Below are 25,715 nucleotides of genomic sequence, written 5' to 3'. Positions count from 1 at the left end.
AAAAATACTTTTCCTTTTTGCCACTTTTATCACTTTAAAATATGTGCACTACAGACCCAAATCTGTAGTGCGTCATTACTTTACTTACCTTTATTAATTCGGTTTTCAACAATTGGTACTAAAACTTCGACAAAAGCTTCAATTTGTTCATTATTCATCGTCAAAATCCTCCCAATCAGAGTCCAAATCATCTTCATAGAATGCTTCAGTATCTGCAATACTCTGATCTTTATCAAATTTAATGATATTATCTACTTTAGGAGGATTACGCGTTACTTTATCATAGTCTTTCCAAGCGAAATCACCCCAATAATCATAACCATTATATGTCTTAATTTGTGCATCAAAGTTATCTTTCATTAAATCGTTAATAACTTTAGAACTTAAGACAATTTCTTCTTTGATTACATCATTAAGTTCGGATACTTTGACACGAGACTTTGATTCTTTTTTTATTAGCTTTTTTATTAAATTTATTCCTACTTTCTGATTTGCAATACTTGCTGATCTACTGGGAACAAATTTATATCCAAAATTTAACCAATCATGTGAAAGTTCAGTCACACGCTCATTTTCAATTTTCTCTACATCATCATCCAAAATTTGCTTATACACATACATAAGATAAAGGAATATAGCCTTCTTCTCGCTCTGTAATTTTACAACTAAGTCGGGATCAGCTTTTGTAACGTAATATTCACAAGGTATAACAACAATACGTCGTTCCAACGCTTTTGCATGTGCTGGTGGAAAGCTTAGTACGGCATTAGTATTAAAAACGAGTTTTAAATCTAATGTTACTTCTACTTGTGTCTTACCTTTTCGATCTGCATGGATAGGTTCAACAGATAGAAGTTTTTTAAAATCATTCACTACTTTTTCATTAATTTTAGCTTCACCGATTTCATCACTTGCCATTAATCGTTTTCCTACTAAACTTTCTTTATCAAACCGCCCACCAATCTCGTTAAGTGTTTTTGAGATAACATCATTACTATAAAAGAATGATTTTAGCAGCTTAATAAAAACCGACTTACCATTATTTGCTGCTCCGTACAAAATAAGCCCACGACGACGCTTTGTATCAGCTGTCAGTAGCACTGCGGTATGTTGAAAAAGAAAGTACTGTAAATCAGAATCGAAATTAGCAAGCTCTAACATGTATCGATTAAAATAAGGCGGTATCTTATCAGTTATGACATCACTTTTATTCAACTCTAAATTCAGACGTGTTTTAGGAAATATTTTTATAGAATTTTCAACCACTTCAAATGTGTTTAGATTAAACATATTAAGCCCACATCCGATGTATTGTTTATCCTCTACAAGTTCTTTTACATCTGTTGATTTTTGTATGCCATCTACTACGTTTTTCAAAGTACTTAGTGAAGGTTTATAACCAACTAGCAACACTTGTATCATTTTAGATATCAACCCTTGCAATTCATCTTCATTTACCTTTTGCCAACCTATATCTTTGAAAATAAACAACTCTGAATCAAAACGCTTGATATGAAAAATACTTATCATCATTTCCACTAATATTGTGTCATTTGGCTTTTTTTGAATGCCAAAATAACTGTATATGTTAGCTCTATAGTCGACATCTTTAGGAATGTTAAGCTGTAGATTATCGATAAGCTCGTTATACACCGTTATAGCTTGTTCAGAATTATCCATTTCATCATTTCCAATACTACTTGTTAGGATTGCAATCAGACCTTTTCGGTCGATTGCCCCCTTACCCACTTTTAATAATTTTATTAACATTTCTAAAATATGATTCATTACAATACCCCTCCAAATTCATCTAATGGTGCTACATCTTGAACATAATAATTTCCGTTATATTGCCCTACAAGGACCAAATGTTTTCGATCAATGTATGGATCATAATTAATGTGGTTTACGTTATAGTTGCTGTGACGTTTAAGCCAATCAGCAATTGATAATTGGTGACTCGTAGCTTTTACGGTAATATTGCGATTTACATAGTACGTTTGTTGGTTAAGTTCTACTTCATACGTAAACTGATGTTTAATATCACCTGAGAAGTTCTTCTCGTACACAGAATGTAATGTAGCAACATATATATGACCTTCTGTTAATGGTGTACTACTTGGAATGTGTAGACTTTGTCCTCTATCATTATTCATGGTCTACACCTCCTATTTCTTCCACTGTCACATGTGCAAATTCACCATTGAACAACTGGTTAGCCGTATCTTTCATTAACTGACCCACATTTTGTGCAATTTCTTCATCTTCACATTCAATCATAATCGCATCGTGTATCGGTACTATAATCTTGAACGTTTTTTGTTCGCACTGTGATTTGTACACTTCCAACAAAATGTGCTTGAAAATATAGCTCGCTACCGTTTGTACGTAGATTGCCATGATACTGCTACCTTGAAATGCGCTCATATCATGCTCAGTACCATAAGGCATAGGCATGGAATTACTCTTTTCGAGGTGCTTCTTAAGTTCATTGACTTTTGTAAATTTGCTGACTGCATCCAACCATTGCACTTCACTTACATATTGATTCAGCTTGAATTTAGGACTATTGAAGTTGCCGCCAAATAGAAACGAACCAATAAATGTACGTTTAACGAACTTTTTCTCCTTTTTGGACAGTGATAAATCTTCTAATAATGCGTCATATAAACCTTCTTTATGATTCAAATAGTCAATCAGTTTAGAATCTTGCGTCATGTATCCAACAACTGAAGGGTCAAATGACTTGAAATCGATTGTATATACCTTTTTGAATTGTGAAGGTAAAATCATACGTTGGACTGCTTTAGGTAAGCCTTGGATATTAAAATTTTTAGTTGTGATTCGATGTGTCCGTGTACCAATCAATGATAATTGCGTATATAATCGATTCTTACCATTTAATGCCTGTTCTAACCTATCAAATAGCTTTTCGATCTTATCAGAATGCTCATCGTTCTTGGCCTTTTCAAGCATTGTTGATTTTATATCGGGTAATTTATCGATATTAAGCATAATGGGTTCCGATTCAATCTCTTTCTTTAATGCTTCTAAATTATGATGTACTTCCACATATTGGTCTAACTTAACTTGTTCATCAGCTAAAAGTGCATTATATTTTTGATCTAGCAGTTGGCTGAATTGTTGTTGTAGTTGCTGAACATCATATTGGTTAGATGATTTGTCCATTAACCACTGCTGTGTTTTGTTACTCTGAGTCAACGACATCAGTTTGTCTCTTGTCTCCATGTAAATCTTCTCCTTTATGGTTGAAAGTGGCGCGCTCACTTTCAACTTAAAATTTGTTCAAAACGTTTTGACAAGACAATCTTAATACTAAATAGAGGTCATTGATGAAGTGGCAAAAAAATTCAAAAAAAATTCCACCAAATAAATAAGCTCAATCCCTTTATATGAGGGATTGAGCTTACCAATTATTTATTAATTTTCTACTTAACTTCAATTAGAGATTTTTCGGTTATTCCTTCTTTTTAACAGTTGATTTTTAAATTGTTTCATTAACATTGCCATTGGGATGTTATTTTCGTACGTCTTAGTCACTTCAATTTCATTATTATATGCATTATAAAATGATTTATATTCATTAATATAGCCATTTTTCATATCATTATAATGTTCAGCCTTATTAATGTATCGGTCTATCAATGTTACAACTTGTTGCATATCATCCATAAAATATTGGAACATTTCATTGCCTATGTGTGAATGATTTTTCTGATTTAATACTGCTGCAGAATGAAAGTCTAATCGTTTACGTAACTCTAGTAAATGCTTTCTAATTTGTTCATCCTCATTAAAAAACTCAATATTGTCATTAATGACTTTTATCTTATTATCGAAGTCATATTTTTTAGATTGTTTATTTAAGTTTTCCTTTTTGTTAAGCTCTTTATCAATCATTTTCGATACATCTCTAAGGAAATAATGCTCCATGTCTCTAAATGTTTGTGTCCTGTGATGAGGTTTAGCATTTCTCATTCCCCATCCATCCGCAGCTCTTTGAACTTTATTTAGTATCTTAACTAATAACCAATCTAATTGTTCATTTCTATCATATATGAATGCTTTATCTTCACCTATATCTTCTGTTATTACATTATCTATTAATTGATTTACAAAATAATTATATCGAAAATCATATTGACTTGACTTTTCACTCGTTTGATTGTGTTCATCAATTCGTTCATTATATTTACTTTCTGAAAATGTTGAGTAAACAACTTCATGTATAGCAAGTGCAATTTTGTCACTTAATTCCACTTGTTTATCTATAGGTAATTGACTCATTACTTCAGAAGCTAATTGTAATTTATCGTTTATTTTACTGCCTGAATCAAACACCTTTTTTACATCTTGGTATGCTTTTTGTGCATGTATATGTAACTTTAATGGTTTAAATTCAATTTTATCTATGTCATTCTTAACATTTTTAATAAAATTCGCATATTGGGTAATATCAATATTTTCTATCGCATCTTTTCTCAGCCTTACATCTTCATCCGTAATTGCTTTTGGTATGTTATCATCTGTCATATTATTTAATAAGACACATAATATATCAAAAGCAATACCATTGAAACTATAAGCAGCTCTTTCACTTTCGCCAGAATTTTTTTGAAATTTCTTCATATCAACCTTATAAATATCAACTAATTTATCAATTCGTTTCTGCAATTGAGCTTTGTTTTTAAGACCTAAAGCTTTCTCAAGATCTTTTTTTGTATATGTTTTTTGAATTCTCTCTCTAAAATTACTACTGTTACACATTATCCATTACTCCTATTGGACCATACTTTTGCAAATCATATACACACAATAATTTCTTATATGGTGTATTATTTTTATTTTCAAATTCAAGTAAATGCTTTTTTAAATCTTCTAAAGCAATATTACCTTTTATTACATTATACACAAGAACATTTTCTTCTCTACTAGGAGTTATATAACTATTGTTGCTTATTTCTTCTATTGTAAAACATTCAATTTTAAAGCGATCTTCTAAAGATTTTAGTATATTTTTAATTTTTTCAATTTGTTGTTTTTTAAATTTTTCTATATTATTGATATTAGAATTAATATTACTGAAACAATATATTGGAAAAAATTGATTCTTTTGAATTATTTGCTTATTAATTACATCAAGAATTTGTTTGTTTTCTTCTTCTTCTATCTGGAAATATTTTTGCATAAGTTCAGGCACAGTTTGAAACTCATATTTTATCGTTTTTGTAGATCCAATAGCTAGTATTTTTTCACTATTATTTAAATCATCTATATCTTCTGTTATTTCAACTTTAGTTTTACCACCTTTATAAATATCTTTTACAACATTCTGAACTTTACGTATATCCATAGCAGAAACCGATAGTTCTAAGTTGCCTAATGCTTTATATATACTAATGTAATCTTCAGTTTTAATTTTATTAATCCTTATAACTTTATTGTTTTCCAACTGAATATCATGCTCCACAACTTCTTTATTTTTAGAACCTTCGTCAAACTCTACCAGTAAAAAGTTTCTCCTAATTCTTTCAGACAAATCACTATTAACATCTACGTATTTATAAATAGTTTCTAAAATATCTCTTATATTTTCATCATTTATGCTATAACCTAGAAAAATAATTGGATTATGAATAAATAGAGATAATAATTGTGCTCTAATTAGTTCGTAACTAGTATTGAATTTATTGTAATCTTCACTCGTTAATACAATTTTATCTGGTTGACTTACGCATCCATGTATTTTATAAACAGAGCCATAAGGATTACTTAATAATATTTGATTACCAATTAAAGGATTAAATTCGAATAAGTTCTCTACCAATTTATCATAATTTGTAGTAACAATTGACCCAATATTCTTTCTAGCCTTTTTCATATGAATAAATTCGTCTTCAAACTCAGTTTTAAAATTTAGCTTCTTAAATAATTTTGATATATAAATTTTAAACCTACTAATATTTATTCCTTTTTCCATTAAATTATAATACTCATCATTGATTTCTTTAAAGTCACCTTCCCTTTCATTTTTTAAAGTTTCATTGAATAAATTTTCTATCTTTTCTCCTAATGCTGGGAAATCATAAGAAGAGTCTTCTTTTTGACATTCATCTTTATAATCATAAAATATTTCTTTATTTCCAGTTAACTGATAACAGATATGCTGAAGTAAATTTTCCCAACTATAGCTATTATTTAAGTACCTTAAGCTTAAACCAGTACCTATAAATAATACTGGATGATTTGAATACTCATTTATGAACTCTTCTATTTTCAAAATTATACCTCTTTTCTTTTTTTGTTATACACAACCTATTTTTTAGCTTTATTTGTGATAAGCTTCACCGCGCATAATCTTAAATGCGCGGTATATTTGTTCTATTAAGACTACGCGCATCATTTGGTGTGGGAAGGTCATTTTGCTGAATGATAGTGCGTAGTCGCTACGGTTTAACACGTCTTGGTGTAGGCCGTTTGATCCGCCTATAATAAATGTAAAGTCGCTTTGTCCACGGGTCATGCGTCCTTCTAGTTCTGTGGCTAAGCCTTCTGATGTTAGCATGTTGCCTTTAATTTCTAATGTAATGACTGTGGATTGTGGTTTTACTTTAGCTAAAAGACGTTGTCCTTCTTTTTCTTTTACTTGTTCCACTTCTTTATCGCTCATGTTCTCAGGGGCTTTTTCATCTGGAACTTCAATGATTTCTATTTTGGAGTACGCTCCTAGTCTCTTTTCATATTCTGCTATTGCTTGTTTCCAGTATCTTTCTTTTAATTTACCTACTGTGAGTATTGTGATTTTCATTTTTATCCTCCAAATATGTGTATAGTATTAAAAGTTATTAGACTTATCCACAAGTTATTAACTTATTCACACTGTTCCCTCTTATTATAACAAGAATGTATATTGAAAATTAATGCTTTTTCCAATTTATACACACAAAAAGCGTGGATAAACTGTATATTTGTGGATAACTCTGTGTATAATGTGGGTATCCACATGTGAATTGTGCACATCTATGGATAACCTTGAATAAAATAGTGGATAAGTTGGTGGTTGTCTTACATAGTTATTCACATTATTTACAATCTCTTTACACAAATCCTTATTTAAAAGTATTTCTGCTACCCTTTTTAATTTATATTTATTAGTTAACTGAATATTACAATATTCAATTTTCTGTTTCTGTTGATAACTTATGGGTATAAGTATTTATTTCTAATTTTCTGCACAGTAAGAAAAACCCTCACTTTTTCATACCATTATAAAACACTGTATTCTAATCTTTTAAATAACTAAATCTGATCTTCTTATGACTTCCCCATCACGCAATGTCTTAATTTCTCAAAAATCCTTTTCAACGCTAATTAGATACCTTTTCCAAACCTTCTCCATATCTAAATCACACTAAAACATGCTCATACTAACTTCCATAGATATAAATAAGAGCCCCTAACATTAATGGTTGGGGCTCTCTGACTTATAGTGTATATATTGGTGTTGCTTGTGCTTTGTCAGTATCACACAGCATGACGTCACGTTCTGTATCGATGTCGTGTTCGTTAAGTACTTGTCCTACACTCATGCGAGCTAGGTCTTTCATATTGTTGTCTTGTGACAGATGCGATAGATATATGCGTTTCGTATTACCTGTAATAACGTCTGTCATGGCATGACCTGCATCTTCGTTTGATACATGACCAACGTCGCTTAGGATACGTTGCTTGGTCTTCCATGGATAGCGGCACATGCGTAACATATCTACGTCGTGGTTGCTCTCGAATATAAATGCATCGCTACCTTGAATCATACCTTTCATACGATCAGAAACGTAGCCTGTATCTGTTATAATCGTAAATTTCTTATAGTTATTATGGAAGATATAAAACTGTGGATCTATTGCATCGTGTGAAACGTTGAATGACTCAATATCGAAACCTGCAATGGATTTCGTTTCGTATGGATTAAAAATGAATTTCTGATCCATTGGTATTTTATTATCTTTCTTTTCAATGGCTGACCACGTTTTTTCATTCGCATAAACTGGTAAATTGTATTTACGTGCAAGTACACCTAATCCTTTGATGTGATCAGAATGTTCGTGTGTCACTAGAATACCGTTTAAATTTTTTATTTCTTTATCTATTTGTCCAAATAACTCTTCCATTTTCTTGCCTGTCAGACCTGCGTCGACAAGTATGCTGCCTTTATCACTTTCTACATAAGTGGCGTTTCCTGTACTACCACTCGCTAATACACTCATTCGTATCAAGCGATTCACCCTTTCTAATCTATAAACACTTTTTCATTTTTAGTTATAAGGACAGACTTCGGGTTATGTGCCCTCAATATGCCTGACCTCTTATTTTTGCTTTATTGTGCTATGATTTCTGCCGTTAATTCATTCTTTTAAAATAGCTACACACAATAATTATTTTATCTCATTCATCAAAACCAACTATAATAAATCCGTTATTGATTACATATAGTTATACGTTATCGAAGATTTGTTGTATGCTTCAATCATTTGTTTAACAGTATATAATTCTAACATATTTTTGAAGTTATAGATGGCTATATAACTCAGAAATTCAAAGAAGTATCTGCTTTTATTAATAATTCTAAATTCATCACTAATAAATCTAACGCTTAATACCTATTTAACATTATCTTGTTCATAATGATTCGTATTTGTTTGCTTTGTTTTAGGGAAAAATAACCACATAACAATATCCAGCATAAAAATAATGAGTAAAAATCCAATACTATATTGTGGTTTAAACCAATCTGCGAAAAATAATAATAGCGTAAATATTAAAAATAATATCCATCTACTGATCATAAACCATGTTCTTGGTTTGAACTGACTTATTCGCATCTTATAAACTCCTTTTTTATATCTATTTCTTACATAGCACCAGTTGCTCTGGCAATATGGCAATATGACAATGTGTATGTCTATCTCAATCTCGATTACCCATAATTTTATTCGCAACTATGTTAATGATTTTATATCATTTTTAATCCGTTCATTCAATCTATTTTATATAAATATTTTATCATATTTTATAGAATGCTTTTAACTATTTTCAACAAATCCACCTAACTCAACAATACAAAAAATAAAATAAAAAGGCATACTGAGAAAGCGATCCAACTATACGAAGTTATATTAATAAAAATACTCCCTTCAAAGTATTCATTTTACAAATGTCTACTTTAAAGGGAGCATATCAAAATTCATTTACTGGTAATGATCCAGGATTTATATCCCAAATGTTACTGTCAATTTCATTATATGTCTACTACGAAAATTCTAAACTTTGCAATTTATCTCTCACGGCACTGTCACAAAGCTTATTCTTCAATAATTTTTGGACTATCTGAGACTGCCTCGACGTAGTAGGTCTTAATTTCGTCTTTATGTTTTACTTTTATTTCCCAGTTGGCTTCTAATACTTGAACGTTCGGTTCTTTAACAACGGTATAGTAGCCTAATCTTGCATTGGTTACTTCGTCATTACGTTTCAAGTAACGATTATAGTACAAGGCTTCTATTGCGCTTCTAGCTGTAATAACTTGTTTCTTATCGTTATTTGCACCTTTGGATGGCTCAATTGATTTCATAGCTGTTTGTGTATAACTAGACGCTTTGCCACTATCATTCACATTAAATTTCAGGCGTGCTCGATTATTGTTCATAATAGGATAATTATCATACGTTTGTTCAAAGGTTACGCTATCGTCATCAATCTTACTCATTTCATAATCTTCGCCTTTATATATATGATCTTTAGCGTAGGTCTTTAATCCTGTATATTGATCATTACTAACGTCTATTGCATCACTAATCTCGCCTTTAAGTGTACCGCCAGACTTAGCGCTAGAAACGTCAGAATGTGATTTAACGTATGAACTGAAATCGTATGAGCGCGCAGTGAGTAACTGCATTTTCAAGTCTTTAACGCTTGGTAAGTGTTCTGGGATTTGAATTTCTTCTTGTTTAAAGTTTACTGCATTTTCGTCATCACTATCATTAATATGTGATTTATTAACTTTATCAACGTAGATAATCACGAGGCTAATGTTAACTAGAATAAAGACGAAAATAAAGAGTGTTTTTGCGCGTTTCCAGTTCATTTATTCTAGCCTCCCATCTGTATATGGTCGCCATTTTCCTTCGTATTCAATGTACCATTGTGGTTTGAACTCACTATTACGTTGAATTTCAATATTGCTTTTATCTGGTTGATTTTCCATTTTGTAACCAATCGTCATATCGGTTACCTTTTCAAAATCAATACTAGGATTATTAGCTAATTCTGAACGTACGGTTTCAGCACCAGGTAACCGCTTCTCAGACTCACCACTATCAATGGTTACATTGGTCTTGAGCAATGCACGTGCATAACTAAAGACACCTTTGTCGCCCCATGCAATCTTGATATTGTTCAGGTCATCATCGTTAAATGTTGGACGTCCATTGAGGAACATTTGATATGTTAGGTCACCTTTCTTGTTATCTGTACTAAATAGTCTAAAGTCGTCGGTGAAACCTCCGTGATTGTTGAGGTAATCAAATGTACTTGGAATGCTGTCTTTCATGTTTGTTGAACGATTTTCATCTTCTGACAAGTTAGTATAACGATATTTTTCAGTTTCATCGTTATAATTGGCCACACCGGTATTATTATTGTAAGTCGTAGTACCGCTTTTCGAACTGCGCACGACAACGGAATCATTAAATAGGATGGCATTCATTGTATCTACACTAATATGGTTATAGATTGTATGATATGATTTCATCTTTTTCGGTGAACTTGGCGCAAAGATATGTGTTGCCTTATCTATCGTGTCTTTGTTGGTGATAATTTCTGTATAAGGTTGTAGACTCGACTGCATTGCTTTCAATTGTTTAGTGAATTTGCTTTGCTTAGCAGTTGTAGCCATTCGTACGACGTTGTGTCTATCTTTGCTTATCGCATATAGTTTCACTTTACCATCTATACTCTTATCGATTAGTAAACGGTTAAATTTGAAATTATTTGGTACTTTAGCGTTCACGTTTAGTACTTGACCTAAGTAGGTTGCTAATGGCATGTCGTATGTGAAATCTAACACGAGAAAATCATCGCTTAAATCTGGAATAATCAGATTGTGATTACTATGCATTTGTTCTGATTGTGTCACGCGTTGATTCTTTAATGGTTTAATAATGTCTTTGATGTTTTGTCTTGTTGCTTCCATGCCTTTGGTCTTTTCACCTTGTGAATGAATCACTTGGTAAGGTGTGACTACTTGTTCCATACCATCTTTCATTGGTTTCCCAATTGTATGTGGTCTATCTTCGCTACTGTCTTCTTGTTTATCGACATTCGTCAAATCAGGTGAGAAGTTCCAGGTCATATAAGTGAGCACGGCACTCATAAGTACAAGGATAAGTAGGATAATGGATTTAATGAACTCTTTACTCCGCATCCCAATCACCATCTTCTAATACTTCACATGGCAGTGTAATAAAGATAGATGTACCTTGTCCTTCTACACTGTTAGCCCAAATACGTCCATGATGCGCTTCTACTATTTCCTTGGAAATAGCTAGTCCTAGACCTGTACCACCCATCTTACGTGTACGTGCTTTATCCACTCGGTAGAAGCGATCAAAAATCTTATCTACCTTATTGATTGGAATACCAATACCGTTATCCTTAACTCGAATAGTCATACGGTTATACAAGGCATTCTGTTTCACGTGAAACTCTACACGCTTTTCGCCACGTGAGTATTTCATGGCGTTAGTAATGACGTTGTCGAACACTTGGGTCATCTTATCTGGATCAATTTCTGTGAAGATTGTTTGATTTGGAATTTCTCTAATGAATGTCGTATCTTTAGCTGCCATTTCATGTCTATTAATAATCTTATTAATAAACATGTTAAAGTCGACAATTTCTTTAGTAATTTGATCTGATTCATTATCCATTTTAGACAATTGTAGTAAATCATTTACTAAACGAATCATACGTTCTGTTTCTTCTCTAGTAACTGAGAGGAATTGTGGTGCTAAGTTATCGTCTTTCCACGCGCCTTCTTCTAATGCTTCAATGTAACTATTCATAGATGTCAATGGTGTACGTAATTCGTGTGAAACATTGGCTACGAATTCTCGACGTTCGCGTTCTACTTGTTGTTGTTCAGTAACATCATGTAGCACGGCGATATACCCCGTTACAAAGCCAGTCTCTTGCACGATTGTACTGAAGTTAACACGCGCAATAATACCTTCAGCCTCATTAATATCTAATAAGAAGCTGTCGTTATTTTCATGAATTTCATCTAGTGAAAAGTCTTCCTCTAACTTTAAGACATTTAACATATAATGTCCGATAATATCTTCTTTAACGGTGCCCATCATTGTCAGTGCCATATCATTAACGATACGTACACGTCGACGACGGTCGGTCGCAATAATACCATCACTCATGTGAGTAATGACTGAATCTAGACGACGTTTTTCACTTTCGGTATTGGCTTGTGCTTCTTGTACTCGTTTTGACAAATTGTTAAATGCGAGTGCTAGTTCACCGATTTCGTCATTGCCGTAAATCTTCACACGTTGCGTGTAATTACCTTTCGACATTTCTACCGTTTGGTTTCTCATATCAGTAATTGGCTTGGTAATCGTTCTCGCGATAAAGAATCCAAGAATAACTGTGATTAACAACGAAATACCTGTACCGACAATAAAGATTTGCGTAATGTTACTCAGTTGATTAAATACGTCGTTAATATCTGCTTCTATATAGACGTCACCTATCGTACCATGATTGGATGTCTTAACAGGTAAGTTATAAACCCATACACGTTGTTTACCATTACCGTAATCCTTTAATACTTGGTGGCTATTGATTTCTCCTAAAGAAAGTGCTTTTTGGATGGAGCTATCGTTCGCTTTTTGATTAATTAGACTGTGGGTAGACTGCTTTGAAGTGGCCATAATAATTTGATCTTTATCAATAAAACGGATTTCTTCTATTTCTTGTCTATTAGCGTACTCGTTTAATAAGTTTTGAACTTCTTTTTGCGCATTGACGCCGTTACCACTGTCTGTGTCATATACTTTTTCTATATTAATCTCAATTTGTTTCGCATATTGCGAGATATTGTTTTTAAATGTTTGTGTTAATTCTTTTTCTAGACTATTGGTAAAGTATAGACCGATAATTTGCATACCGATAATTATCAGCAATACATAGACGATAACAAGCTTCGTGTGTAAGGATTGAAAATGTTTGAGCCAATTCATCGATGACGTCCTCTAATCATGTTGTTGTAAGAAATATCCGACACCACGACGTGTCACGATATATTCAGGATGAGATGGATCGTCTTCAATCTTCTCACGTAAACGTCTAATCGTTACATCCACTGTACGTACATCACCAAAATAGTCATAGCCCCATACGGTTTGTAAAAGGTGCTCACGTGTCATAACTTGTCCCATGTGTTTAGACAAATAATGGAATAATTCAAATTCACGATGTGTTAATTCAATATCATCGCCACGTTTTTTAATAGAATAAGCATCTGGGTATATGACGATGTCTTTGATGACGATTTCGTTTGATGTATCATTCACCTCTTGTGCTGGTTGTGAATAGTGTCGGCGTAAATTGGCTTTAACACGAGCGATTAATTCACGTGTACTAAATGGTTTCGTCACATAATCATCTGCGCCAAGTTCAAGACCTAACACTTTATCTATTTCTGAATCTTTTGCTGTTAACATAATGATTGGCATTTCGTATTTCTTACGCACTTCGCGGCATACTTCCATACCATCTCGACCTGGTAACATAATGTCGAGTAATACGATATCTGGTTCTTCATCATATATTAGGTCTACCGCATCATTTCCGTCGTAGGCGCAAAATACTTCGTAGCCTTCTTTTTTTAAATTAAATTCAAGAATATCTGCAATTGGTTTTTCATCATCGACTACAACAACTTTTCTAGCCATATTTATAAACCTCATTTCTAAATTGTAGTACTTTTTATTTCAGAATCTACACAGTTCCTTATTATATAATTTACCATTTATAAAGGTCTAATTCTATTGTTGTAAATAAAAAGTTATATTTGTAGATTGTATTATAATAGCATGTATGACTACACATAGTAACTAAAGTGCTATTTCTCAATTTATATACATTTTGCTATTATAGATCAATTTAACTACACTACTTATGCTCAAGCATACTACATTCTTAGGAAAAGAGACTGTAATTCGCCTTAAGGTAGGTGTTTCTTTCTCAATAACTTTAAAATCGGATCGTTAAATTGCCGACTTGTAAATAAAAGTTATTATCTTGTTATATTTTTTAGTAGTAGCAGATTACTTTAACATATAAACAAAGATGATTCCTACAGATATTAATGCAGAAATCACCTTATAGATTTGAGTTGTTTGATTGTATGATTTTGTTCGCTATACATTCACGTTTAATTGTCCATATACGCTCGAATTAACTTAATGTTAATGCAACGTGATATTTACACATAAAAAAAATGCCCATCCTATTGGATGGGCAATACGGTCTCGACGGGAATCGAACCCGCGATCTCCTGCGTGACAGGCAGGCGTGTTAACCGCTACACTACGAGACCTAAAAAAATGGTGACTCCTACGGGACTCGAACCCGTGTTACCGCCGTGAAAGGGCGGTGTCTTAACCGCTTGACCAAGGAGCCTGTCTTAAGCACAAAATAAATTATAGCAACTCTCATCATGAAAGACAAGCTCTTTTTTAAACTTTTTTAAGTATAATTTTCTAACTTAATTGTATAAAGTGTGCAAAACGTATTTTTTACTGGTTATCGTCTTTAATTCAACGACTTCCAAGCTTTTTTAACAAGCATTTTCTAACTTATTAACAATCAAGTATGTACTGATTACATATCTCTTACATATGATATAACATACAATACATCAAATTGTGCCGTCATCTATCATCAATGCATATACGATGCTTAATAATTTATTTTTTAAAATTAAAATTACTAAATGAATATAAATTATTAGAAAATAAAATTTATTTCATCTAGAATTAATACGGTAACAAATTAAAGCTTTTTAGGAGGAAATTAAATGGCACGAGTATTATTTATTAATCCTGGTCCTTCTGGACATATTAATCCAACTGCTGCGTTATGTAAGGAATTGGTGGCACGTGGTGAAGAAATTGTATATTATGCGAGTGATCAATTTCAAGATAAATTGAACGACACTGGTGTAGAGATACGTACATTTAATACGGATGAAATGATTGAAGCGTTTAGAGAATTTGGCAAGGATAATTTATACCAAGTAGTGAATGGTTTATTAAATACTGTTGATATGATGTTACCTCGCCTTATTGAAGAAACTAAAGATGAGCATTATGATTATATGATTTATGACTCGATGTTTGGTTGTGGTAGATTATTAGCTCAGAAGTTAAATATTCCTGCAATTTCATCAGTGACATCATTCGCACATAATAAAGAAAGTTTCGACCAATTTTTAAATGCAATTGCAGCTACAATCGATTCAGAAGATATCGCGAAATCTGATGCACACTTTGAAACTTTAAGAAAGCAAATTGAAGCTAAATATGATGTTTCTGTACCGAATCGTTTTGAAGTCATGTATAATCCAGGAGATTTACACTTATCTTATATTATGAAAAAATTCCAACTCGACTATCAATCATTTGATAATTCTCAATTTTACTTTGCTGGTCCTTCTGTCTTAGAACCTACAGATTCAGGATTTATGGATGAACTTGATACAAGTCGTCCAGTCATTTATATTTCATTAGGTACAATTTTTAATCAAAATATTCCATTCTTTAATAAATGTTTTACAGCTTTAAAGGATATTGACGCTACTGTAGTCGTTTCAATAGGGAATGAGAACAGTTTGGATGATTTCAATGAAGTACCATCCAATTTTATTATCAAGCCAACAGTGCCTCAAGTAGAGCTCTTACAGCATACCTCATTATTCTTAACACATGCGGGTATGAATAGTACAAATGAAGCCATGAAAATGGGTGTGCCGATGTTAGCATTTCCTCAAAGTGCTGACCAACCCGTCGTTTCTAAGCAAATTGAAGATTTAGGATTAGGACAACGTTTAGATGCTGAAACAATGACACCTGCTGAATTACAGCAAACGGTACAAGCCATGTTAGAACACCTAGAACAATATAAAGCAAATATCGCTAACATTAAGGATGATCAACACAGTGATAAACCAGGTTATGTCTTGGCTGCTGATCGTATTTTTGAATTTCGCAATGAGTTTTGTCCCCAAGTTTAATTATTAAAAACTAAAAACACCTTGTAATTTCCATAGGCACTTTACTTTATCAAGTGACTGGATACTACAAGGTGTTTTCTTTATTAATTAATGATTTATGCTTCCCATAAATCTTCTAATAAGTTTGTTTGATTACGGTCTGGACCTACTGAGAAGATTGAAATCTTCACGTTACATAGTTCAGAAATGCGCTCTAAATATCTGCGTGCATTATCTGGTAATTCATCTAGTGAACGACAGCTTGTGACATCTTCTGTCCAACCTGGTAATGTTTCAAAGATTGGTTTACAACGTTGTAAGTCCTTTAAGTTTGCTGGGTATTCAGTGATTTCTTCTCCATCTAATTCGTATGCAGTACAAATCTTAACATTTTCAAGACCTGTTAATACGTCAATAGAGTTGATAGATAAATCTGTGATACCACTTGCACGGCGTGAATGACGTAATACAACAGAGTCAAACCAACCCACACGACGTGGACGTCCTGTTGTTGTACCATATTCGCGGCCAACTTCACGGATATGATGTCCATCTTCATCAAATAATTCAGTTGGGAATGGGCCGTCACCAACACGTGATGTATAGGCTTTACATACGCCAATTACTTTTGATACGAATGTTGGTCCAACACCGCCACCTACAGTTACGTTACCTGCAACTGGATTACTAGAAGTAACAAATGGGTATGTACCATGGTCGATATCTAACATAACGCCTTGTGCGCCTTCGAATAATACCTTTTCGTCTGCGACAAATGCATCATCTAATACTTTTGCTGTATCTGTTACGAATGGTGCTAAACGTTGTCCCGCAGCATAATATTCTTCGAAAATTTCATCAAATGAAGGACATGATTTACCAAACATACCTTTGAAATATGCATCTTTGTATTCAATATTCTCTTTTAATAATTTTTCAAATGTTTCTTTATCTAATAAATCAGCAACACGAATACCGATACGTTGTGCTTTGTCTACATAAGCAGGACCGATACCTTTTTTAGTTGTGCCGATTTTATTATCTCCGCGGCGTTCTTCTTCATATTCATCTTGTTTTAAGTGATAAGGTAAAATAACTTGAGCACGATTAGAAATACGTAAATTATCTGTAGAAATACCTCTTTCATTTAAACCGTCTAACTCTTTTAATAAAGCAACTGGATCTACTACAACACCGTTACCGATGACTGCAAGTTTTTCTTTATAGAAAATACCAGATGGTACTAAGTGCAATTTGTACGTTTCTCCACCAAATTTAATTGTGTGGCCTGCGTTATTACCGCCTGAAAAACGTGCAATAACGTCTGCTTGTTCTGCTAAGAAATCTGTGATTTTACCTTTACCTTCGTCTCCCCATTGTGTCCCAACGACTACGATTGATGACATATGAGCACCTCCAAGTTTTTCTCAATTAACCACTAAGTATTCTACCAATAGCATAGTTATAATGCAAACAAAAATCGAACATTGATTTTTTGTAATTTTCAAAATTCTTTGTTGCAAGTGATTTTATTTCTACATAGCTTAATCATAGTAATACCAAGGTTTTAACTATCATTTTTAATATTTTACGACACATACTTCCATAACTTTAATATGAGTAAATACAAACAAAAACCGTACGATTATGCACAAAACTAATTTATCGTACGGAAAAATATTTTTTATAAAATTTTGTTAGCCCATTTCTGCATGGGCGTAATCGATGTCGGTAAATTTATTATACTGCTTCATAAAGTGTAATTTCACGGTACCCGTTGGGCCGTTACGTTGCTTAGCAATTATAATTTCTATTTCACCGTTTTCATCATTTGTCTGTGGTTCAAAGTTTGCATCGTCATCGTCGTCTTCATCCTCGCCACGATTATAGTAATCATCACGATATAAAAAGGCTACGATATCGGCATCTTGCTCTATCGAACCAGATTCACGAATATCACTCATCATTGGACGTTTATCTTGTCGTTGTTCAACACCACGTGATAACTGACTCAACGCAATAACCGGACATTCAAGTTCTCTGGCAATCGCCTTTAATGTACGTGATATTTCAGATACTTCTTGTTGACGATTATCTGAAAATCGTGAACCACTACCGGAAATTAATTGTAAATAGTCAATTACAATCATATCTAAGCCGTGTTCTTGTTTGAGACGTCGACATTTTGAACGTATATCGGTAATACGAATCCCTGGTGTATCATCGATAAATATCTTCGTTCTTGATAGTTTACCAACGGCAATCGTAAATCGATTCCAGTCCTCTTCGGTCATTGAACCTGTTCTTAAGCGGTTCGAGTCTACGTTACCTGAGCTACAAATCATACGTGTGGCCAATTGATCGGCGCCCATCTCGAGTGAAAAGATTCCAACTGAATAATGATCTTCATGTGTCGCAACTTTCTGCGCGATATTCAGAGCGAAGGCAGTCTTACCTACTGATGGACGTGCCGCTAAAATAATTAAATCACTGCGATTAAACCCTGCAGTCATCTGGTCTAGGTCACGATAACCTGTCGGGACACCAGGTGTTTGACCACTGTTTTGATCTAATACTTCAGCATTTTCATATACTTCACCAAGTACGTCACGTATATCTTTAAAGCCATCACTTTCACGTGAAGATGATAGTTCTAAGATTCTTCTTTCTGCATCATTTAAAATTGCATCTAATTCAAGTTCGTCATTATAACCATCATTCGCAATACTATCTGCAGTTTGTATTAACTTTCGTTTGGTAGCATGCTTAAACACAATTTCTGTATAGTATTGTATGTTTCGAGTGGTCGGAACGCTATTGGATAGCTCGGCAAGATACTGCGGACCACCCGCTTCATTCAATCGCCCTTCTTGTGACAATTGATCCATGATTGTTACGACATCTATATCTTTATTATCTTCGTTGAGGTTCATCATCGCTCTAAAGATGTGTTGATGTGCGCCTCTATAAAATGACTCAGGAAGTAAGACTTCCTGAGTTGTGTTAATCAATTCTGGATCTATGATAATGGCACCTAATACAGACTGTTCAGCCTCATTGCTGTGCGGCATTTGATTTTGTTCATACATTCCATCCATTACGATTACACCTCATATTTCAATTCGTTATTATTGTTCAACTGTGTGCACACGAATTGTACCTTCTACTTCTTTGTCTAGCTTCACAGGTACGTTGGTATAGCCTAATGCGTGGATACCGCTTGGTAGATCCATTTTACGTTTATCAATTTTGATATTGTGTTGGTCTAGTAAGGCTTGTGCGATTTGCTTTGTACTTACAGAACCGAACAATTTACCACCTTCACCTGTTTTAGCTGATACTTTAACTTCGAGTTCAGTTAATTGTTCTTTTAGCTTTTTAGCGTCTTCAATTTCTTGTTGGCGTTCAGCTTCTGCTGCTTTATTCTTTTGTTCTAATTGTTTTAAGTTTCCTGGTGTTGCTTCAATTGCGTAATTTTTCTTCAATAAGAAGTTATTTGCGTAGCCTACTGGTACTTCTTTAACTTCGCCTTTTTTACCTTTACCTTTAACGTCTTGTGTGAATATTACTTTCATGTATTCTCACTCCTACTCATTTGTTCTGTTATTGCTTCTTGAAGTTGATCGATTGCTTCTTCTACAGTTACACCTTTAATTTGTGTTGCAGCGTTTGTTAAGTGACCGCCACCACCTAAGGCTTCCATCGTTAATTGAACGTTAACTGCGCCTAAAGAACGGGCAGACATACCGACGACGTCATCTTCACGTTTGGCTACTACATAAGAAGCATCTACGCCATCTAAACTTAACAGCTCATCGGCAGCTTGTGCAACCGTGACGGGATGATAAATTTTATCTTCCGAACCATGTGCGATGGCAACACCATTGTCTTGTAACTTAACTGTTTGAATCAATTCAGTTCTATTAATATATGTGTCGATATCATCTTTCAAGAAATGCTGTGTCAGAATTGTATCCGCACCATGCGCTCTTAAATAACTTGCTGCATCAAAGGTTCTAGAACCTGTACGCAACGTAAAGTTACGTGTGTCAACGATGATACCGGCAAACATAATTGTCGATTCGAGACGTGTTAAACGTTGCTCAGTTGGTTGATATTCTAATAATTCTGTCACTAACTCTGCTGTAGAACTTGCATATGGTTCCATATACACTAGTAACGGGCTAGAGATAAAGCTTTCACCACGTCTATGGTGATCAATAACCACTTTACGATTGGCCTTGTTTAGAATGTTTTCATCGAGTACCATCTCTGGTTTATGTGTATCGACTACAACAAGCGTTGTCTTAGAGGTCATGATATCCCATGCTTCATCAGAAGTAATAAATCGCTCTTTAAGTTCAGGCTTTTCATTGACCGCTTCCATTACACGTCGTAAGGTTGGATCGATATCCGATTCATTCAATACTATGTAGGCATCTAAGTTATTCATCATTGCAAAGCGTGACACACCAATTGCACCACCGATTGCATCTAAATCAGGTCGTGTATGACCCATGATAATTACTTTGTCACCTTCCATTAAGATATCTTTCAAGGCATGTGAGATAACTCGAGCTCTAACACGCGTACGTTTTTCCATTGGGTCAGTCTTACCACCGTAGAAACGTACATTACCGTTCATATTTTTAATTGCAACTTGGTCACCACCACGGCCAAGTGCTAAATCTAAGCCGGATTGCGATAGTTCACCTAAGTCGATAAGATTTTCAGAGCCTTCACCTACACCAATACTCAATGTCAGTTGAGCACGATAACCCACACTCTTCTCACGGAGCTGTCCTAAAATGCTAAAGTTAGCATCTTCAATTTCCTTTAAAATACGTTGATTTAAATAAGCGACAAATTGGTCTGAACTATAACGTTTAAAGTAAACATCATGTTCCTCTGCCCATCTACTGATTACACGTGTCACCATCGAGTTGATTTCAGAACGCTGTGTATCATTCATGTTCTGTGTAATTTCATCGTAGTTATCTAAGAACAATGTCGCGATAATTGGTTTAGATTCTTCATATAAATCATTTGTCTGTACTTCTTCAGTTATATCGAAGAAATACAATACATGTTCACTTTCTGAATAACGCACACGATAGTGGTATTCATTCTCTTCAATTTCTACTTCTTGTGTTTTTTCTAATTGCTTTAAAATATTTGGATATACTTCATTAACTGGATCCGAAATCACATTACGACTCAAACGATCCGACATAAACTGGTTCATCCACTCTATGTTTTCATTTTCATCTAAGATAATCATACCGATAGGTAACGTCTTAATAGCAATATTGTTACCTGCAGAAATATGTCCACTGAGATTATTGACGTAATAGTCTAATTTCCGAAAAGCTTGTCTTACCATCCAGGCTGTCGCTATGATGACAAACACTAAAACAACGGTCGCAATTCCTGCGACTAATTGGTTAAAGATAAACCAAACAACAACGAGTGCGATTGCTGTGAGTGCCAAAATAATAAATGGTAAAATCAACGCTTTTTTAGTGGATTGACGGTTCATTTTTCCACCCCAAATCATTTTTTAATGATGCTTTTCAGGTTAAAGCATAAATCTACCAATCCAATGAGTCCCACGATATGTGTAAATGGCGTTAATATTGTCCCAATCACCATTAAAATAATCGTAAGTGCAAGCGGCATTGATTTTGCTTTTCCAAAAAAGTGAATAACACTCAACCCTTGAATATACATACATAATGATAACACAATTTCAAAGTTTAATACGACACTTTGAAAAGTACCCGATTGGGTAGCAAACATAACACAAAACAGCACAATAATATAGATGACTAATATCGAGCGTTTCATCTGCCATGCATATAATGGTTTGAATATTGGTGTAGCAACTTTGAATTTACGTAAGATTGGAAATGTAATAATAAGATTAATCAATATAAGTAGAAAAACTGCAATCACAATATAACTCGGTAATTGTACTGCAAATTGGCGGAAACCTTCTTCAAGAATCATTTTAGAATCTCCGGAGACTGCCGACTCTGTTATAAGTTGATGCATTTGTTGTTTCACTGGATTGATGATTGCAGAGGCTTTTGGTAATTTATCAAAAGTCTGTAATAACATAATCGCGATAAGTGAAACGATACTCATAAATGTAGTTGTAACATATAAAATACGTTCTTTTGACGTACGTTCTTTTAACAATTGGCCTACGATAAAGCTCAAGAAAATAATGAGGACCAATATACTTAGCACAAATATATTACCTAATAATGTTGTTAAGACAACCGATATAACCGCTGCTAAGCCAAACGACTCGTTTGATTTGTGCCATAAGATGATACCTGGTATCGTAGCAAATAATGCGAGTACCAGTCCTAGCGGTGGTAATATATGTAAAGCTAAAGCTACTACTATGAAAGCAATTATGCTAAGAATAGTTGCTTTAGGATATATTTTTGAAAACAAGTTCGCCACTCCTATACTATTTTTGACTATAACTACCATTTTAACCAATTTAAATCTTTTACACAATTTTACCGACCCATTTTATATAGAAGAATTAATGATCTGATAACATCGTTTAACATCCCCTTTGATTTACTGCAAATTCAGAAATCGTCTCTATCAAACTAGATTACTGATTACATGGATTAATGACTATTCCATCATTGCTTTTGCCTTCTAAATTCCATACTTCTCGAATCTATTATTTCAACTTTTTTAAAATCAAAAAGGGCAATGCCTAATAACAACTCACAACGAGTCAGATGTCATTATGCACTGCCCATATTTCAATAAATATTCAATAACCTCAATATTATTTACGTTTAAATTTAGATAAGTTTAAGAAATGATATAAATTAGGTGCCCAATCATTAAAATTAAGCAAGAAACCATCGTGCCCAACATTATCAGGAACAAAGAAATGTTTATGGTATTTAAAGCGTTCTCCTACTGCCTTAACTAAATCGTCTGGGTAGAGTAAATCATCGGTGAAACCCATTGTCATGACCTTTGTATCAAGTGAGCCAAACACAGCATCCACGTCATCTCTTCCTCTATCTAAATCATGGCTATCTAAGACGTCGAGCAGTGTTAAGTAACACTCAGACGCGAAATGTTGTTTAAATTTATCGCCTTGGTGTTTCTGATACGCAACTACTTGATCAGGTGTGAAACGTTTGTCATAACTTTTTGATGAACGATAGGTTAAGAATCCTAACTGTCTTGCGATACTCATTCCTTCTTTGTTATCAAGCAGAATAGCCTGTCTTGCGATTTCATTGAATGCACGACTATAAGATGACGTTCGATCAGTAGCAGCTAGGATTACTGCTTTCTCTACTTCAAATTTACGGTTATACAAAAGTTCCATCGCCTGCATGCCACCTAAAGAGCCACCGATTAATATATTAATCTTTCGATACCCTAGTGTTTCGATACCTAGTTCAATAGCTTTGACAATATCTCTCAACGTTAATTGTTTAGGAAAATCTACATCATTGAGTGCAGAACTTGAACCATATGGACTACCAATAACATTAAATGTTAAGAACTGATAATCATGAATTGGCATGTATCCACCATCAATAATTTCACGCCACCATCCAGGATCTTCATTCGTACCATATGTCAGATGATTGCCTGTTAATGCATGGCAAACTACTACAAGCGGTTGCCCTTGAAAACCCACATGCTCATAGCGTAACTTCAAATTTGCTATCGTTTCACCAGATTCAGTCGTAAATGGTCCCAATTCTAATGTATCAACCGTATAATTTGTCATTTTTTACCTCCTACTTAAATAAAAAAACTTCTCACTCTAAAAATAAGTAAGAAGTTTAACTATACTTATCATTCGAGTATCTCGTTGGTATTAGCACCGTACTACATCTTATATAGCCGGTTGCTGAAGCTTCAACGGGCCAAGTCCCTCTGCTTCTCGAAATAAGATTTTATTTTATTTATATGCATCTCATATAAAAGATGTCATAATTTTCTAATTATTGTCATTCTAACGGATATTAACTCTTACATCAATGAATTATTTAAAATAGCCATCTTAAGAGTGCCATTATTAAAATGCCTCCAATAATTGTAAAGGTTAGACTACGTGTGATAACTGCAATTAAGATTGTAGGTACCATCGTTATAATAAACGGGAAATTTAATGTGTAGCCAAGTCCATTGTCATGTTGCTCTATAACGCCATCTATAATTAATGCCGTGAATAGTGTAATTGGAATAAATGAGAGCCATTTGACGACCTTTTCAGACAACTGTATTTTCGTGATTAATATAAAAGGGATAACCCTTGTTAACCATGTAACTAACCCACACAACAAAATGATAATAAGCATATGTAGAGAAATCGTCATTTATCCATCACCACCCCAAGCATTGCCGCAACAACTGAAGCTAAAATAATCGCCAAGTATGACGGCATAAATAAACTGAACAATAACATCATAGCCACAACACAGATAATTAAGACAAAGTAAATTCTAATATGCGAGCGCTTTACCGCTTCAAATTGAGAAACCGCTAGAAAGATAAACATTGCTGTGATTGCAAAATCTAATCCTAAAGCATCCGGATGTTGTATGTATTTGCCAAATATAGCACCTGCAACAGATGACACTGTCCAAAATAAATACGCTGTAATATTTAAACCGTGTAGCCAACGATCATTTATCTTCTCACCTTTTAAATGTGGCGTGATAGCTACACCAAATGTCTCATCAGTTATAAGCGAAGAAAGCCCTAACCGATTTAACAATCCATAATCTTTATAATTCGGGGCTAATGTCATGCTTAATAAAAACATTCTCGAGTTAACTATGAATGCTGTAAGCACAATAGCCGTTATGGGTGTCCCTGAGATGACTAATGTACAAATTATAAATTGAGCAGCACCAGCGTAAATCACTAAGCACAATAATATAATTTCAAGAATACTAAAGCCAGAGGCTACAGCGACAATTCCAAATGATAATCCAACACCAGCATAGCCTAACAAAGTGGGGATACATTCTTTAACGCCTTGTTTAAATGTGATATGTTCTTTCATCATCTCACCCCTTGTTGATGTATTTTGATATTCACATTCTATTACAAACATTTAAAAACAACCATATCTTTTAGACTTCGGTATGTGTTACGTAAGACAAACTACAGTCTAAAAACGTTGCTATTACAGCGATTTTAAATTATTTTATAGACTCAGATTAATTTAGACCACCTGGCAGAATAAGGTTTAACAACGCTACTATTAATTTGATTTTTAACCTTTTTTATATCGTTACACCTCCCCTACCCTCTTATGATAATTTGATAGTTACTTGCTTCC

The 25,715-nt window shown here is 33.9% G+C and carries 21 protein-coding genes, 2 tRNA genes and 1 riboswitch; of the genes, 1 reads left to right on the top strand and 22 read right to left on the bottom strand.

Annotation, left to right across the window (positions count from 1 at the left end; all coding sequences use genetic code 11):
* Nucleotides 1-150: 150 nt before the first annotated feature.
* The 14 genes from SH09_RS01385 to SH09_RS01320 form a co-directional block, all read right to left on the bottom strand.
* The gene (locus SH09_RS01385; protein ID WP_042737819.1) at nucleotides 151-1,788 is read right to left on the bottom strand and encodes a DUF5906 domain-containing protein; all 1,638 of its coding nucleotides are present in this window, start codon (nucleotides 1,786-1,788) and stop codon (nucleotides 151-153) included.
* Nucleotides 1,788-2,156 (bottom strand): hypothetical protein, encoded by a 369-nt coding sequence (locus tag SH09_RS01380; protein WP_042737818.1) that lies wholly within the window; start codon nucleotides 2,154-2,156, stop codon nucleotides 1,788-1,790. Before SH09_RS01380 ends, SH09_RS01385 begins: the two co-directional genes overlap by 1 nt.
* Nucleotides 2,149-3,249, bottom strand: a complete 1,101-nt coding sequence (locus SH09_RS01375; protein WP_042737817.1) for a DNA polymerase — start codon at nucleotides 3,247-3,249, stop codon at nucleotides 2,149-2,151. The genes SH09_RS01380 and SH09_RS01375 overlap by 8 nt, the downstream gene beginning before the upstream one ends.
* Nucleotides 3,250-3,459: 210 nt before the next feature.
* Entirely contained in the window at nucleotides 3,460-4,788 is a 1,329-nt protein-coding gene (locus SH09_RS01370; protein ID WP_042737816.1) for a DUF6038 family protein, read from the bottom strand.
* Entirely contained in the window at nucleotides 4,781-6,301 is a 1,521-nt protein-coding gene (locus tag SH09_RS01365; RefSeq protein WP_042737815.1) for an SIR2 family protein, read from the bottom strand. The genes SH09_RS01370 and SH09_RS01365 overlap by 8 nt, the downstream gene beginning before the upstream one ends.
* A gap of 48 nt (nucleotides 6,302-6,349) precedes the next feature.
* Nucleotides 6,350-6,829: a 23S rRNA (pseudouridine(1915)-N(3))-methyltransferase RlmH gene (gene rlmH / locus SH09_RS01360; protein WP_042737814.1), complete on the bottom strand. Its 480-nt coding sequence runs from the start codon at nucleotides 6,827-6,829 to the stop codon at nucleotides 6,350-6,352.
* A 676-nt stretch (nucleotides 6,830-7,505) separates the two neighbouring features.
* Nucleotides 7,506-8,306, bottom strand: coding sequence for an MBL fold metallo-hydrolase (locus tag SH09_RS01355; protein WP_107589867.1), 801 nt, complete (start codon nucleotides 8,304-8,306; stop codon nucleotides 7,506-7,508).
* Between the two features lie 375 nt (nucleotides 8,307-8,681).
* The gene (locus SH09_RS01350) at nucleotides 8,682-8,903 is read right to left on the bottom strand and encodes a hypothetical protein (RefSeq protein ID WP_042737812.1); all 222 of its coding nucleotides are present in this window, start codon (nucleotides 8,901-8,903) and stop codon (nucleotides 8,682-8,684) included.
* A 479-nt stretch (nucleotides 8,904-9,382) separates the two neighbouring features.
* Nucleotides 9,383-10,165, bottom strand: a complete 783-nt coding sequence (locus SH09_RS01345) for a two-component system regulatory protein YycI (protein WP_042737811.1) — start codon at nucleotides 10,163-10,165, stop codon at nucleotides 9,383-9,385.
* Entirely contained in the window at nucleotides 10,166-11,503 is a 1,338-nt protein-coding gene (locus SH09_RS01340) for a YycH family regulatory protein (RefSeq protein WP_042737810.1), read from the bottom strand.
* Complete coding sequence (gene walK, locus SH09_RS01335; protein WP_042737809.1) at nucleotides 11,493-13,331, bottom strand: cell wall metabolism sensor histidine kinase WalK; 1,839 nt, start codon at nucleotides 13,329-13,331, stop codon at nucleotides 11,493-11,495. Before walK ends, SH09_RS01340 begins: the two co-directional genes overlap by 11 nt.
* A 12-nt stretch (nucleotides 13,332-13,343) precedes the next feature.
* The gene (gene yycF, locus SH09_RS01330) at nucleotides 13,344-14,045 is read right to left on the bottom strand and encodes a response regulator YycF (RefSeq protein WP_042737808.1); all 702 of its coding nucleotides are present in this window, start codon (nucleotides 14,043-14,045) and stop codon (nucleotides 13,344-13,346) included.
* A 574-nt stretch (nucleotides 14,046-14,619) separates the two neighbouring features.
* Nucleotides 14,620-14,692: transfer RNA gene (locus SH09_RS01325), tRNA-Asp, on the bottom strand.
* 8 nt (nucleotides 14,693-14,700) lie between these two features.
* Nucleotides 14,701-14,775, bottom strand: a tRNA-Glu gene (locus SH09_RS01320).
* A gap of 397 nt (nucleotides 14,776-15,172) precedes the next feature.
* Between SH09_RS01320 and SH09_RS01315 the strand changes: the two genes are divergently transcribed.
* Entirely contained in the window at nucleotides 15,173-16,387 is a 1,215-nt protein-coding gene (locus SH09_RS01315; RefSeq protein WP_042737807.1) for a macrolide family glycosyltransferase, read from the top strand.
* 95 nt (nucleotides 16,388-16,482) lie between these two features.
* Here the strand turns inward: SH09_RS01315 and SH09_RS01310 are convergent, their stop codons facing one another.
* The 8 genes from SH09_RS01310 to SH09_RS01275 form a co-directional block, all read right to left on the bottom strand.
* Entirely contained in the window at nucleotides 16,483-17,772 is a 1,290-nt protein-coding gene (locus SH09_RS01310; protein ID WP_042737806.1) for an adenylosuccinate synthase, read from the bottom strand.
* A 291-nt stretch (nucleotides 17,773-18,063) separates the two neighbouring features.
* Nucleotides 18,064-19,464, bottom strand: coding sequence for a replicative DNA helicase (gene dnaB, locus SH09_RS01305; RefSeq protein WP_042737805.1), 1,401 nt, complete (start codon nucleotides 19,462-19,464; stop codon nucleotides 18,064-18,066).
* Between the two features lie 30 nt (nucleotides 19,465-19,494).
* On the bottom strand, nucleotides 19,495-19,941 hold the full coding sequence (rplI, locus tag SH09_RS01300) for a 50S ribosomal protein L9 (protein WP_042737804.1): 447 nt from the start codon (nucleotides 19,939-19,941) through the stop codon (nucleotides 19,495-19,497).
* Nucleotides 19,938-21,905 carry a DHH family phosphoesterase gene (locus tag SH09_RS01295; protein ID WP_042737803.1) on the bottom strand — a complete coding sequence of 656 codons (1,968 nt, stop codon included), beginning with the start codon at nucleotides 21,903-21,905 and terminating at the stop codon, nucleotides 19,938-19,940. The genes rplI and SH09_RS01295 overlap by 4 nt, the downstream gene beginning before the upstream one ends.
* Before the next feature lie 14 nt (nucleotides 21,906-21,919).
* Nucleotides 21,920-22,846 carry a DUF2232 domain-containing protein gene (locus SH09_RS01290; protein WP_182476701.1) on the bottom strand — a complete coding sequence of 309 codons (927 nt, stop codon included), beginning with the start codon at nucleotides 22,844-22,846 and terminating at the stop codon, nucleotides 21,920-21,922.
* 337 nt (nucleotides 22,847-23,183) lie between these two features.
* A complete protein-coding gene (gene metX, locus SH09_RS01285; protein ID WP_042737801.1) occupies nucleotides 23,184-24,152 on the bottom strand; it encodes a homoserine O-acetyltransferase MetX in 969 nt (322 codons plus the stop codon).
* A gap of 62 nt (nucleotides 24,153-24,214) precedes the next feature.
* Nucleotides 24,215-24,320: riboswitch (SAM riboswitch) on the bottom strand.
* Between the two features lie 94 nt (nucleotides 24,321-24,414).
* Nucleotides 24,415-24,744: an AzlD domain-containing protein gene (locus tag SH09_RS01280; protein ID WP_042737800.1), complete on the bottom strand. Its 330-nt coding sequence runs from the start codon at nucleotides 24,742-24,744 to the stop codon at nucleotides 24,415-24,417.
* A complete protein-coding gene (locus tag SH09_RS01275; protein ID WP_042737799.1) occupies nucleotides 24,741-25,436 on the bottom strand; it encodes an AzlC family ABC transporter permease in 696 nt (231 codons plus the stop codon). Before SH09_RS01275 ends, SH09_RS01280 begins: the two co-directional genes overlap by 4 nt.
* Between the last annotated feature and the right edge of the window lie 279 nt (nucleotides 25,437-25,715).

The sequence above is a fragment of the Staphylococcus gallinarum genome (assembly GCF_000875895.1).
GTDB classification, from domain to species: domain Bacteria; phylum Bacillota; class Bacilli; order Staphylococcales; family Staphylococcaceae; genus Staphylococcus; species Staphylococcus gallinarum.
This window is presented reverse-complemented; position numbering and strand designations above follow the sequence as displayed.

What these genes read in the sequence shown, in the direction of transcription:
- SH09_RS01385 (WP_042737819.1), bottom strand. Translation starts at nt 1,788, where the DNA reads ATGAATCATATTTTAGAAATGTTAATAAAATTATTAAAAGTGGGTAAG.
- SH09_RS01380 (WP_042737818.1), bottom strand. Translation starts at nt 2,156, where the DNA reads ATGAATAATGATAGAGGACAAAGTCTACACATTCCAAGTAGTACACCA.
- SH09_RS01375 (WP_042737817.1), bottom strand. Translation starts at nt 3,249, where the DNA reads ATGGAGACAAGAGACAAACTGATGTCGTTGACTCAGAGTAACAAAACA.
- SH09_RS01370 (WP_042737816.1), bottom strand. Translation starts at nt 4,788, where the DNA reads ATGTGTAACAGTAGTAATTTTAGAGAGAGAATTCAAAAAACATATACA.
- rlmH (WP_042737814.1), bottom strand. Translation starts at nt 6,829, where the DNA reads ATGAAAATCACAATACTCACAGTAGGTAAATTAAAAGAAAGATACTGG.
- SH09_RS01350 (WP_042737812.1), bottom strand. Translation starts at nt 8,903, where the DNA reads ATGCGAATAAGTCAGTTCAAACCAAGAACATGGTTTATGATCAGTAGA.
- SH09_RS01345 (WP_042737811.1), bottom strand. Translation starts at nt 10,165, where the DNA reads ATGAACTGGAAACGCGCAAAAACACTCTTTATTTTCGTCTTTATTCTA.
- SH09_RS01340 (WP_042737810.1), bottom strand. Translation starts at nt 11,503, where the DNA reads ATGCGGAGTAAAGAGTTCATTAAATCCATTATCCTACTTATCCTTGTA.
- walK (WP_042737809.1), bottom strand. Translation starts at nt 13,331, where the DNA reads ATGAATTGGCTCAAACATTTTCAATCCTTACACACGAAGCTTGTTATC.
- yycF (WP_042737808.1), bottom strand. Translation starts at nt 14,045, where the DNA reads ATGGCTAGAAAAGTTGTTGTAGTCGATGATGAAAAACCAATTGCAGAT.
- SH09_RS01315 (WP_042737807.1), top strand. Translation starts at nt 15,173, where the DNA reads ATGGCACGAGTATTATTTATTAATCCTGGTCCTTCTGGACATATTAAT.
- SH09_RS01310 (WP_042737806.1), bottom strand. Translation starts at nt 17,772, where the DNA reads ATGTCATCAATCGTAGTCGTTGGGACACAATGGGGAGACGAAGGTAAA.
- dnaB (WP_042737805.1), bottom strand. Translation starts at nt 19,464, where the DNA reads ATGGATGGAATGTATGAACAAAATCAAATGCCGCACAGCAATGAGGCT.
- rplI (WP_042737804.1), bottom strand. Translation starts at nt 19,941, where the DNA reads ATGAAAGTAATATTCACACAAGACGTTAAAGGTAAAGGTAAAAAAGGC.
- SH09_RS01295 (WP_042737803.1), bottom strand. Translation starts at nt 21,905, where the DNA reads ATGAACCGTCAATCCACTAAAAAAGCGTTGATTTTACCATTTATTATT.
- metX (WP_042737801.1), bottom strand. Translation starts at nt 24,152, where the DNA reads ATGACAAATTATACGGTTGATACATTAGAATTGGGACCATTTACGACT.
- SH09_RS01280 (WP_042737800.1), bottom strand. Translation starts at nt 24,744, where the DNA reads ATGACGATTTCTCTACATATGCTTATTATCATTTTGTTGTGTGGGTTA.
- SH09_RS01275 (WP_042737799.1), bottom strand. Translation starts at nt 25,436, where the DNA reads ATGAAAGAACATATCACATTTAAACAAGGCGTTAAAGAATGTATCCCC.